This window comes from Pandoraea oxalativorans (assembly GCF_000972785.3).
GTDB classification, from domain to species: Bacteria; Pseudomonadota; Gammaproteobacteria; order Burkholderiales; family Burkholderiaceae; genus Pandoraea; species Pandoraea oxalativorans.
In genome coordinates this window covers 292,988-304,928 of the sequence record NZ_CP011253.3, presented here as the reverse complement: position 1 = coordinate 304,928, position 11,941 = coordinate 292,988, and the positions used below count along the sequence as shown (strand labels likewise).

General features: G+C 62.4%; 11 protein-coding genes and 1 pseudogene. 5 read left to right on the top strand and 7 right to left on the bottom strand.

Annotation, left to right across the window (positions count from 1 at the left end; translation table 11 throughout):
• Nucleotides 1-2: 2 nt before the first annotated feature.
• The 7 genes from MB84_RS01360 to MB84_RS01335 form a co-directional block, all read right to left on the bottom strand.
• Nucleotides 3-1,253 (bottom strand): HlyD family secretion protein, encoded by a 1,251-nt coding sequence (locus tag MB84_RS01360; protein ID WP_046290459.1) that lies wholly within the window; start codon nt 1,251-1,253, stop codon nt 3-5.
• Nucleotides 1,254-1,301: 48 nt separating this feature from the next.
• Nucleotides 1,302-1,580 (bottom strand): hypothetical protein, encoded by a 279-nt coding sequence (locus MB84_RS01355; RefSeq protein ID WP_046290458.1) that lies wholly within the window; start codon nt 1,578-1,580, stop codon nt 1,302-1,304.
• A 44-nt stretch (nt 1,581-1,624) separates the two neighbouring features.
• Nucleotides 1,625-2,128 (bottom strand): pepsin/retropepsin-like aspartic protease family protein, encoded by a 504-nt coding sequence (locus MB84_RS01350; RefSeq protein ID WP_157122608.1) that lies wholly within the window; start codon nt 2,126-2,128, stop codon nt 1,625-1,627.
• A 126-nt stretch (nt 2,129-2,254) separates the two neighbouring features.
• The gene (locus MB84_RS01345) at nt 2,255-3,424 is read right to left on the bottom strand and encodes a radical SAM protein (RefSeq protein ID WP_046290456.1); all 1,170 of its coding nucleotides are present in this window, start codon (nt 3,422-3,424) and stop codon (nt 2,255-2,257) included.
• Between the two features lie 71 nt (nt 3,425-3,495).
• Nucleotides 3,496-3,654: a hypothetical protein gene (locus tag MB84_RS29735; RefSeq protein WP_157122607.1), complete on the bottom strand. Its 159-nt coding sequence runs from the start codon at nt 3,652-3,654 to the stop codon at nt 3,496-3,498.
• A 236-nt stretch (nt 3,655-3,890) separates the two neighbouring features.
• The gene (locus MB84_RS01340) at nt 3,891-4,871 is read right to left on the bottom strand and encodes a GlxA family transcriptional regulator (protein WP_046290455.1); all 981 of its coding nucleotides are present in this window, start codon (nt 4,869-4,871) and stop codon (nt 3,891-3,893) included.
• 27 nt (nt 4,872-4,898) lie between these two features.
• Nucleotides 4,899-6,158, bottom strand: coding sequence for an MFS transporter (locus tag MB84_RS01335; RefSeq protein WP_046290454.1), 1,260 nt, complete (start codon nt 6,156-6,158; stop codon nt 4,899-4,901).
• 303 nt (nt 6,159-6,461) lie between these two features.
• On the opposite strand from MB84_RS01335, the pseudogene MB84_RS28685 reads away from it, so the two are divergent.
• The 5 genes and pseudogenes from MB84_RS28685 to urtD all read left to right on the top strand — a co-directional run.
• Nucleotides 6,462-6,659, top strand: a pseudogene (locus MB84_RS28685) (DUF1059 domain-containing protein); the annotation flags it as partial.
• Nucleotides 6,660-6,991: 332 nt separating this feature from the next.
• Complete coding sequence (gene urtA / locus MB84_RS01330; RefSeq protein WP_425415897.1) at nt 6,992-8,188, top strand: urea ABC transporter substrate-binding protein; 1,197 nt, start codon at nt 6,992-6,994, stop codon at nt 8,186-8,188.
• 62 nt (nt 8,189-8,250) lie between these two features.
• Nucleotides 8,251-9,873, top strand: a complete 1,623-nt coding sequence (gene urtB, locus MB84_RS01325; RefSeq protein WP_084009551.1) for an urea ABC transporter permease subunit UrtB — start codon at nt 8,251-8,253, stop codon at nt 9,871-9,873.
• Complete coding sequence (urtC, locus tag MB84_RS01320) at nt 9,874-11,076, top strand: urea ABC transporter permease subunit UrtC (protein WP_046290452.1); 1,203 nt, start codon at nt 9,874-9,876, stop codon at nt 11,074-11,076.
• Nucleotides 11,073-11,939: an urea ABC transporter ATP-binding protein UrtD gene (urtD, locus tag MB84_RS01315; RefSeq protein ID WP_046290451.1), complete on the top strand. Its 867-nt coding sequence runs from the start codon at nt 11,073-11,075 to the stop codon at nt 11,937-11,939. The genes urtC and urtD overlap by 4 nt, the downstream gene beginning before the upstream one ends.
• Nucleotides 11,940-11,941 lie beyond the last annotated feature (2 nt).

Below are 11,941 nucleotides of genomic sequence, written 5' to 3'. Positions count from 1 at the left end.
GCTTAAATCCGCTCCCCGAGACTCCTCAGCGGATGCAATGCCCACTCATAGAGTCGGCGCGTCTCACGCATGATGTCGGCGTCGAGCATCATTCCCGCGCGCAAGGGGAGCTGCCGACTTCGAGACGACAGCGCATCGCCGATGCCGACCTTCACGAGATAGACCGGCACCTGTGCCCCATATCGCCCCTCGTAAGCGTCGACGTCGGCGAGCTCCGAATGCGGCAGCGCGGCTTCAGATACCGACGTGACGACGCCGACAAAATGCCCGTACTGCTGATAGGCGAACGCACGGTAACGCAGATGCACGCGGTCGCCCCGCCTCAAAAACCCCACCGCTTGGCTGCGCACGTACAAATGGGCTTCGAGCGACACATCGGCGGGTAGGATCGAAGCGACCGGCGTCGATGTGGAAACGTTCTGTCCAGTTTCTGCAACAATAGCCGTAGCAACCCCGCTGACGGGAGACACGACGGAGAACTCCCGCTTTCCTTCACTCTCGACCCGCTCCTGCTCCACCTTGGCCAATTCGCGCAGACTGTTTGTAAGTTCGCGATGCTGCGCCAACGGCATCGACTCAAACACACGGCGCGCCTCGGATAAGGCGCGTACGGCCACGACCCGCTCGCGCTGAAGTGCGCTCAGCCGCGCGTTCTGCTCCAGATATTGCGCGTGCTTCTCTTGTGCACGCTCGCGTGACACGAAGTCCTGTGCAAGCAATCGGGTGTATCGCTCGTGGTTCTCCTTCGCGAGTGCGACGCGATGCGTTTGATGACGAATTAGCGCGTCAAGTTTGACGATTTCGTCCTTGCACGTATCGACAGTCGTCTGCTGCGCGTGGCGGGTGATGGAATGTACACGCTGCATCTCTTCGATATCCGCCTTCAGCGATGCCGCCCGAGCCGCAATCTGTCCCGTCACCGAGGCGTGAACCCCCTCACCCGCGCGCTGCTGACGCTCGGACGAAACCACGTACAGCACATCACCCCGACTCACCCGTTGCCCTTCGCTGACAAGACGCGAGGTCACAACTCCCGACTGAGGTGCGTAGATTTTCGCCACACCGGACGCTGGCATGAGCCGTCCGACGACCGCGACCCGATGCGTGTAGGTACCGAATGCCAGAAAGGCAACGACAACGCAAGCCGCCAGCGCCGCACCGACCGCGCCCACTTTGATGGGCAAAGGCTGCACGAGCAGAACGTCCCCCAACCATCTGGGATGTCCCGCCGCCAACGCTTCGTCACGAAACATGGCAGCGGGGGCAAAGGAAGTGAACGAGACGGAGACATGCGAGCGACATCAATTCAACTCCGTTTCCGTCGCCTTCTCGATGAACACAAAGCGATGGCGATCTCCGTCGTGAAAAATGACACGCTCCCGGAGCACGTCCATGCCGATAGCGCCGAACGTCACGACGCCTTTCTCCGACATTGCAGGCACGGGGACAACCGGATGCGCATCAATGTGTCGCCCGTTCACCGTAAGGTCCACCAGACGGGTTTGCCCTGCGTTCGGCACGATGTTTCCCAGCAAATCCAGTTGTTTCGTACGTTGCGCCCCCAGAGGGGCCTTCAACACGAGACTTTCGAGCAGAGTCGTCCGAAAGGCTCCGGAATCGACAACTACGGGAACCCGTCCCCCCGAACGCCGAGCGGAATCGCCATGACACGGTGAGGATTGGGGATTTCGCCAAGCACATCGAGCCGGTATCGGCCTGCGCCGCCGGGATCGAACCGCTCGCTGACGAAGAAGCAGTCGTCCTTGAAGTCGATGAGCGAAACTTTTTCTTGCGCCAGAAACTGTGGACTGACAATGCCCGAGTAACCCAGTGCCATCAACGGCGTTTCGTCGATCACATAGAACCTCTGGAGATGCTGTCGATTCGCCCCGTCGGTAAGCGAAAGCATGACGTTGCTCGCCTTTGTGGCCGATGCAATGGCGTCGAGCGTTTGCAATGATTCGCCAGTCGGCAGGGAGGCGCTATCCAGCAGGCGTGTGTCCCACAATACATGGGCATTGGAGCCGGTATCGAGCAACATCTTCGCCGACCTATCGTTCACCAGCACGTCGATATACGGGTCAGTCTTCTGTTCTGGATCGCCGTACTGAACCGTCGCAGCGAACACCGGTGCAACTTCCGGCCACGCGGCGCTGCACTGATGTACCCGGGCGTGAGCGCGTGCCGCGCCGAAAATTGCCAACGCCGCAACGGCCACCCAAACAATGCGTCTGATGCGATGAAGTGCCTTCATTCAGTCGACCTCCACGAAATTTCGGCTGATCTCCTCAATCGCAACCCCGCTCAGTGCAAGATATTCCGCGCCCTTCTCGTAGTTCGCCTTCAGGCATTCGCAATAGACGGTGTGCTGGTCTGCAACCCCATTCTTGCAGCGATGCAGGGGCGTGTCGGAACGGGTGGCGATTTCGCAGATTTCACGCCACAGGCACGTACGGCAGGCCACGGCCGTGGTTCGGCGTGCGAGCATCGCGCTGACGGTCGCGTGCCAGGCCAGGAATTCTGAGAACGTGGACGATGCGACGTTCATGCGTGCGTAGAAAACGTCCGGAATGACGTTTCTCAACGTATCGTCATGTCCGATGTCGCCACCGCTCGACAACGTGAACACAACGCTGCTTCTCGCGTCCCGCCAGATGACATCCTTGCGCGGTTCGTCGGCGAGAATCGCATCGAGCATCCGATCGATTGAGCGAATGCGAACAGTCCCCCGGGGATCGTCCGCCCAGCAATCGAAGAGCGCCTGCGTGAACCATTTGAGCGCCATCACATCGGCGGTGCGGACAGAATCGTGCGACTCGTCCGGCAACAGAAACTGAAGATTGTAGATTCCCAACGTGCGTGTCAACGTGTCGTAGACCAGCCGCGCATCGAACTTGGGATTCATGACGCAGATTGCTCCAAATCCCGAAATGAGTCCCGTATCGGCAGCAGCCTTGATCAACGCGATCTTCTCCACAGTACGGTCATAGGTCCCCATTCCCTGCTTATCGACGCGATTCTCGTCGTGATAGATCTTCGGGCCGTCGATGCTCACACCGATGTATACCCCCAGTCGCGAGAATAAGTCGAGCCACGCTTCGTCGACGAGCATGGCATTGGTCTGCACGGTGAACTGCACCGACTCGGCGTCGCTCAATCCATTCTTCAGGGTCGTCACGAGGGCTTCGAAACGTTCACGCTTCATCATCAACGGCTCGCCTCCGTGAAGGTCGATCTGGAATGTAGTCTCACGAAGGTTCGGAGACGACCTCAGGAACGTGACGAAGTCCTCCGCCGTCTGTTGCGTCATATAGGGCGGATTCGACGCGTAGTCCTTGTTTTCCTTGTTGAAGAAGTAGCAATACTTGCAATCGATATTGCAGCGCTCCGAGACCTTCAAGATCACTTCGACGTACTGTTTCATACCTCCTCCCCCTGAAAACGGGCACGCGCCAATGGGCGCGCGCCCCGTTTCGAACGAATCAGACCGTCGCCTTACATGGCGCGGCTCCATGTCGCATTCACGAACACGTTGCCACCGCGTGCGCCTGAGATCCGTTCAAGTTCGCTGGCCGGAATTTCCTTGATCGAACCTGCTTCATTCGCGGCCTTCTGCTTTTTGGCCAGTTGCTCGATGAATGCCTTCGTAGTCATGAGAAATCTCCTTGAATCCCGCCGGAAATTCGTCTCGTTGATGGCGGGGACGTCAACAAGACGCCCCACGTCTCGCCGTGCAGATGAGCCAGATTGGCATGACGTGCGGGTGACGAAGAGTATTAACCGAGAGAGGTTTAGATTGAAATCAGAGAATTCCGAAAAATGCTAGCGCAGCGCGAAGCACGTTGCTTCGCATGGCAAGGGAGGAAGAGAAAAGACGGAATGCGGGGAGGTCAGACGCTAAGCCCAAACCGCTCCCGATACGCCACAGGCGTCACACCATACTGACGTTGAAACGCGCGGCGCAGGTTCTGTTCGTCGCCGAAACCGACGCGTGCGGCGATGCGTTTGAGCGACGCATCCGAATCGAGCAACGCGAAGCGCGCCGCCTCCAGACGCATGCGCTCCACCGCCTTCGCAGGTGTCGATCCCGTGCGCGCGAGATAGCTTCGGGCGAACGTCCGGGGGCTCATGTTCGCCTGCTCCGCCAGCCGCATCACCGACAGATCGCCGTCCAGCCGCTCGGACATCCACGCATGCAGATCGCCGAACGGCGCGCCTGCCGCCACCTGCTCCTGCAACGGCGGACTGAACTGCGACTGCCCGCCCGCACGCTTGAGAAACACCACCAGCCGACGCGCCGCTTGTAACGCCACATCCACGCCGCAATCGTCTTCGATCAACGCCAGTCCGAGATCGATGCCCGCCGTAATCCCGGCCGACGTCCACACCGGATCCTCACGCACATATATCGGATCGGACTCGACCAGCACCTCCGGATAGCACGCCTGCAACATCGCCGTATCCAGCCAGTGCGTCGTAGCACGCCGTCCATTGAGCAGCCCCGCCGAAGCCAGTACGAACGCGCCCACGCACACCGAACACACGCGCCTCACGCGCGGTGCGTAATCACGTAACCAGTCACCCACCGGCCCCGGCACCGCCGGACGATGCGCCACCGCACCGCCTACTGCCACCAGCGTGTCGACGTGCATCGCGTCCAACGCCCGCATCGGCTCCGTGTGCAGCGTAATGCCCGACCCCGTCTCCACCGGTCCGCCGTGCTCCGACACGACCACCGTCTTGTAGGGCGCGTCCTGCCCCCGCTCCGTGAAGTTGCGGATGACGGCGTGAAACGCGTCGAGCGGTCCCGCCAGATCCAGCAGAACGAACGGCGGCACGAGAAGAAAGGCGACGAGGCGAGGTTGGCTCATGATGAACGGTCAGTCGATATCTCAACATCAAGCCGTCGCATGCGCCGGACGGCGCTTCGCATCGACGGCGTACCACACGGTCGCAAGCGCCGCGATCGCGAGCAACGGGAACGTCGCCTGATTGATCGTGGCCCAGCCGAAACGCGCCAGCAATTGCCCCGCGAACAGACTCGCCAGCGCAGTGCCCGCAAAGGTGATGAACTCGTTCGCCGCCTGCGCACGCGCGCGCTCGGCCGGACGGTACGACATCGTGAGCAACGTAGTGCCGCCCACGAACATGAAGTTCCAGCCGACGCCGAGAAACGCCAGCGCCGCATAGAAGTACGCGAGACTCGTCGACATCAACGCGAGCACACCGCACAGCGCCGACATACCGATACCGAGCAGCAGTACCGGCACCACGCCCCAACGCTTCACGAGATGACCCGAGAAGAACGACGGCGCGTACATGCCGACCAGATGCCACTCGATGATGTGTGCGCCGTCGTCGATGCTGTGGCCGCACGCGACGGCGGCAATCGGTGTCGCCGTCATCACGAACATCATCACCATGAAGCCGATCAGATTGTTGGCCAGCGCCGCCACATAAATCGGCTGCCGCATGATTTCGCCGAGCGCGCGCGCCGGAAGCTCCGCCCCACCGCCCGCTGCGTGCACCGGCAAGTCGCGCAGGAAGCCGACGAGTAGCAGCAACGAGATGCCCGAGAGAATCGTCACGACGAGATACGAACCGGCGAACGTCACCGGTGCGAGCCAGTCTTTGCTGCCCGCTGCGAGCGCCGGTCCGATCACGGCAGCCAACACGCCGCCCGTGAGCACGACGGAGATGGCGCGCGGTTTGTCTTCGACCGGCACGACGTCCGCCGCCGCCAGCCGGTAGTAACGCGCAAACGCCTGAAACACGCCCACGCAAGCCGTCCCCGCGCAGAACATCGCGAAGTGCTTCTCGTAAATCGCCATGACCGACACAAGCCCCCCCACAGTGCCGAACAACGCGCCAAGCGCGAAGCCGAGCCGCTGGCCGAAGCGCTGAATCAGCATCGACGCGAAGATCGTCGTGATCGCCGACGCGACGGTAATGAGCGAGAACGGCAGCGTCGCATACCCCTTGTCGGACGCCAGCATGTAGCCGACGAGGCCGGTCAGCGTCAGGTCGACGGACAACGCCGCCGTATAGAGCGCCTGACAGGCCGCGAGTACGGCCGCGTAGCGTCGGCCCAGTCGACGGCGCTGGTGCTCGGCAGGGTCGGAAGGTGGCGCGGAGCGCCCGGCAACGGTATCGGTCATGGTGTGATGTCGAGTGAGTGAGAAGTCTTCAGTCGCCGTCATCTTGCCGTCAGCCTATTTGGCACGAATGCCAATCATGCATCAAAAAATGCCAGAGCGGCATGCCGGACGCCCTCCGGCGGGGCATTCCCGCGCATCGATCTGCCGTGCGTACCTGACACGCGACTCGCCCCCCCGAGAACAGGTCTCGTTACTGTCATCTCACTGCCTGCGGCCTATACTTTTTTAACCCCTTCGGGTGGCGTTCAGCGCACGCGGTGGTTCATGCATGCGTCATCGGTCCGTTTGTGCGAGGAGAGCATCATGGCTCGCAAATTCATCGATTGCCGGGAATTCCCCAGCGAAATGAACTGTTCGGTCGCGCTTTGCGCAGACTCCGAAAGCGAATTGCTGGAGGCGGCCGTGCAGCATGCGGTCACGGTTCACAAGCACGCCGATTCGGCAGAACTTCGATCGCTTCTGACATCCCTTTTTCATGACGGCACACCACCAGTAGCGTCGCCACGCAAAGCCTGCCCCCCCGGCGCGCGAACGGACATGTTCGCGCGCCAAATCGGTGCGCACCAATACGGCGCGCCGTCGCACCACTGTGTCTCGCGCTCACAGCGGGCCTTCTGCGCATCTATCTTCCGTCTCCCGTGCCCACGCCATCCGCCCGCCATCCGCACGCTTCGGCACGTGATGGCACATAGTGGCAGGGCGCTGGCACGACCCTTGCGTTAATTCCCCGATACCGGATCGACCGGTCTAACCAGGAAAGGGGAAGACGTACCATGAAACGACGCACGCTACTCCAGATGGCGGCCCTCTCGGGCGCCGCATCGCTCACCGGCATGGCGCCCAACTTGTTCGCGCAGAGCAAGCAGCCCATCAAGATCGGTATCCTGCATTCGCTCTCGGGCACGATGGCCATCTCGGAGACGTCGCTCAAGGACGTCGCCCTCATGACCATTGCCGACATCAACGCCAAAGGCGGCGTGATGGGCCGACCGCTCGAAGCCGTGGTCGTCGACCCCGCCTCGAACTGGCCGCTCTTCGCCGAGAAAGCCCGCCAGTTGCTCACCAAGGACAAAGTCGCCGCCGTCTTCGGCTGCTGGACGTCGGTGTCGCGCAAGTCGGTGCTGCCTGTCTTCGAAGAACTCAACGGCCTGCTCTATTACCCCGTGCAGTACGAAGGCGAAGAGATGTCGAAGAACGTCTTCTATACGGGCGCTGCTCCGAATCAGCAGGCGATCCCGGCAGTCGAGTATCTGATGGGCAAGGAGGGCGGCAGCGCCAAACGCTTCTTCCTGCTCGGCACCGATTACGTCTATCCGCGCACGACCAACAAGATCCTGCGTGCTTTCCTGCACTCGAAGGGCGTCGCCGACAAGGACATTCAGGAGGTCTACACGCCGTTCGGTCATAGCGACTACCAGACCATCGTCGCGAACATCAAACAGTTCGCGCAGGGCGGCAAGACCACCGTCATCTCCACGATCAACGGCGATTCGAACGTGCCGTTCTACAAGGAACTCGGCAATCAGGGCATCAAGGCGACGGACGTGCCGGTCGTCGCATTCTCCGTGGGCGAAGAGGAACTGCGTGGCATCGACACCAAGCCGCTCGTGGGGCATCTGGCCGCGTGGAACTACTTCATGTCGGTCAAGAATCCGACCAACGAAGCGTTCAAGAAGGAATGGTTCGCGTACGTGAAGGCCAAGGGCCTGCCCGGCGGCGACAAGCGCGTGACGAACGATCCGATGGAAGCGACGTTCGTGGGCATGCATATGTGGAAGCAGGCCGTCGAGAAGGCGGGCAGCGTCGATGTCGACAAGGTGCGCACCGCCATGATCGGCCAGACGTACAAGTCGCCGGACGGCTTCGACATGGTCATGGACGGCAATCACCACCTGCACAAGCCGGTGATGATCGGCGAAATCCGCCCGGACGGTCAGTTCAACGTGGTGTGGAAGACGAAGGCGCCGGTGCGTGCCCAGCCGTGGAGCCCGTTCATCGCGGGTAACGAAGGCAAGCCCGACAAGGTCTGATCTTCCTTCCATTCCTTGCGCCGGAGCCGCCCACCGCCCTCCGGCGCATGCAGAGGTTTCGCATGATAACGATAAGACGCTGGACCGCTGCCGCCCTTGTCCTGGTTTCGCTGGGCGCCGCGCTGACTCTCTCCCACCCCGCACGTGCCGCCGTCACCGACGCCGACCTCACCGCCCTCGCGGGCGACGACTTCGACGCCAAGGCACAAGCCATCGATCATCTCGCCGCCGACGGTTCGCCGCAGGCGGCCGCCCTCCTCCAGGCACTGGCCGACGACTCGGCCGTGACCGTGGGAGAGCGCCTCGCCATTCAGAAGGACGACAAGTACGTCGATCCGATCACGGGTGCGCCGGTCAAGGCCGACGACGCCGGGTCGCTCACGCTGAACAACGTGCTGCGCGCCAAGGTTGCGACGGCTGCTGCCGCCGGTGCGCTGCTCTCGAGCGATCGCGACGCCCGTGCGCAAGCCATCGACACGATGTTGCAGAACCCGTCGCCCGCATTCAAGACGCTGATCGAACAAGCCCGTCAGAAGGAAACCGATCCGGCATTGCGCAAACGTCTCGATCAACTCTGGGCGCAATCGTCCCTGCACGACACCGATCCGAAGAAGCGTCGTGAAGCCATCGATCTGATTGCTGCCGCCGGCGATCCGCAGATGCGCGATCTGCTGCTGCCCATCGTCGCGAAGCAGGCCGACGGCACGTACGCCGAACCGGACGCCACCGTGCGCAGCGCCGCCGACATCGCGCTCACGCAACTCGCCGCCGCACAGCGGCGCAGCGAGTTCTTCGGCACGGTGTTCGCCGGTCTGTCGCTCGGCAGCGTGCTGCTACTGGCAGCACTCGGGCTGGCGATCACCTACGGCCTGATTGGCGTCATCAACATGGCGCACGGCGAGTTTCTGATGGTCGGCGCGTATGCCACCTATGTCGTGCAGACGCTGTTCCAGCGCTTCCTGCCGGGGGCGTTCGACTTCTATCTCGTCGCCGCCGTGCCCGCTGCGTTCGTCGTCGCGGCCGCGCTCGGTTTCGTGCTGGAGCGCACCGTCATCAAGCATTTGTACGGACGTCCGCTGGAGACGCTGCTCACCACGTTCGGTATCAGCCTGTTGCTGATTCAGGCGGTGCGCACGCTGTTCGGCGCGCAGAACGTCGAGGTCATCAATCCCTCCTGGATGAGCGGCGGCGTCGCCGTGCTGCCGAATCTGATGCTGCCGTACAACCGAATCGTGATTCTGGCGTTCGCGCTGGTCGTGGTGGCGCTCACGTGGTCGGTACTCAATCTCACGCGCCTCGGCCTGTTCATTCGCGCTGTGACGCAGAACCGTTCGATGGCCGCGTGCGTGGGCGTGAAAACGGGTCGCGTGGACAGCTACGCCTTCGCCTTCGGCGCAGGCATCGCCGGTCTCGGCGGCTGCGCACTCTCACAGATCGGCAACGTCGGCCCGGACCTCGGTCAGAGCTACATCATCGATTCGTTCATGGCCGTGGTGCTGGGCGGTGTGGGTCAACTCGCGGGGACGATCGTCGGCGCATTCGGCCTGGGCATCGCCAACAAGCTGCTCGAACCCGTGTGGGGCGCCGTGCTTGCGAAGATCGCCGTGCTGATCCTGATCGTGCTGTTCATCCAGAAACGCCCGCAGGGCATGTTTGCGCTCAAAGGGCGCAGTGCGGAGGCCTGAATGCAGACGTCGAACTTTCTTCCCGAAGGTGTCGCCCCGACGACGCCACTGGACGTGCCCGCGCGCGCCCGTCTGCTGCCCAGACACGTCGCCCCGGTGCTGCTGGCCTTCGTGCTGGCCGTGATGGTGATCGTGCCGGTGTGTGCGCTGGTGCTGCCCGCTACGCATCCGTTGCATCTGTCGGCTTATGCCATGACGCTCGTCGGCAAGATCATGTGCTACGCGATTGCTGCGCTGGCGCTCGATCTCGTGTGGGGGTACTGCGGCATTCTGAGCCTCGGGCACGGCCTGTTCTTCGCGCTCGGCGGCTATGCGATGGGGATGTATCTCATGCGCGGCATCGGACGTGACGGCGTGTATCACAGCGATCTGCCCGACTTCATGGTGTTTCTGGACTGGAAGGAACTGCCCTGGTACTGGACCGGCACCGAGCACTTCGCCTGGGCGATGTTCCTCGTGGTGGCGCTGCCGGGCGTGGTGGCGTGGATCTTCGGGTATCTGGCGTTCCGCTCGCGCGTGAAGGGCGTCTATCTGTCGATCATCACCCAAGCGCTCACGTTCGCCGCCATGCTGCTGTTCTATCGCAACGAGACCGGCTTCGGCGGCAACAACGGCTTCACCGACTTCAAGCGTATTCTGGGCTACTCGATCACTTCGGCGAACACGCGCACCGTGCTGTTTCTGGTGACGTTCGCCGTGCTGGTCGGCGCGTTCCTGCTGTGTCGCGCGCTGGTGGTCTCGAAGTTCGGACGCGTCGTCACCGCCATTCGCGACGGCGAGTCCCGCGCCATGTTCCTCGGCTATCGCCCGCTCAGCTACAAGCTGTTCGTCTGGACGCTGTCGGCCATGCTGTGCGGCATTGCCGGTGCGCTGTATGTTCCGCAGGTCGGCATCATCAACCCGAGCGAGATGGCCCCGGTCAACTCCATCGAAATGGCGATCTGGGTCGCCATCGGCGGACGCGGCTCGCTCATCGGTGCGATTGCCGGTGCATTCATCGTCAACGGTGCGAAGAGCTTCTTCACTGCATACTTCGCCGAATACTGGCTGTTTTTCCTCGGCGCAATGTTCGTGCTGGTGCCGCTGCTGCTGCCGCAGGGCGTGATGGGTCTGGTCACGCAACTCACGCACAGGCGCGACCGCCAAGCCCCGCTCGCTGCCGAAGGCGACGTGCCCCATCCCGTTTCCGGAGACCGCGCATGAGACCCGATTACGACATCAGATGGCAGCAGGCCGATGCGCCGGAGGCTTCCGTCTCGGTCAGCGGCGACGCGACGGGCATGTCGCACCTCGTGGTGCCCGGCGAAATCGACACGTCGCACGGCCTGATCCTGTATCTTGAAAACATTTGCGTGTCGTTCGACGGCTTTCGCGCGCTGAACGATCTGTCGCTGTCCATCAAGACCGACGAACTGCGCTGCATCATCGGCCCCAATGGCGCAGGCAAAACGACGATGATGGACGTGATCACGGGCAAGACGCGCCCCGACTCGGGACGCGCCTTCCTCGGTCAGACGCTGGACCTCACGCGTCTGGACGAACCGGCCATCGCGCAGGCAGGCGTTGGGCGCAAGTTCCAGAAGCCGACCGTGTTCGAGCATCACAGCGTCTGGGAGAATCTCGAACTCGCATGCGCCGGAGACAAGCGTTGGTTCCGCGCGCTGTGGGCCATGCTGACGCCGACCATCAAACGTCGTGTCGAGGAAGTGCTGGCGCTCACGCATCTGGAACATCAGGCGCATGTGCGTGCGGGTCAGTTGTCGCACGGTCAGAAGCAGCGGCTGGAGATCGGCATGTTGCTGATGCAGCAGCCGCAGTTGCTGTTGCTCGACGAACCTGCCGCAGGCATGACCGACGAAGAGACCGCGCAACTGGCCGAGCTGCTCAACCGTCTGCGTGGACATTGCTCGATGATGGTGGTCGAGCACGACATGGCGTTCGTCGCCGCGCTCGCGGGGCAGACCGGCGTCGTGACGGTGATGGCCGAAGGGCGGGTGCTCGCCGAAGGCACGCTCGACGCCGTGCAACGCGACGAGCGCGTGATCGAATCGTATCTGGGACGCTGACC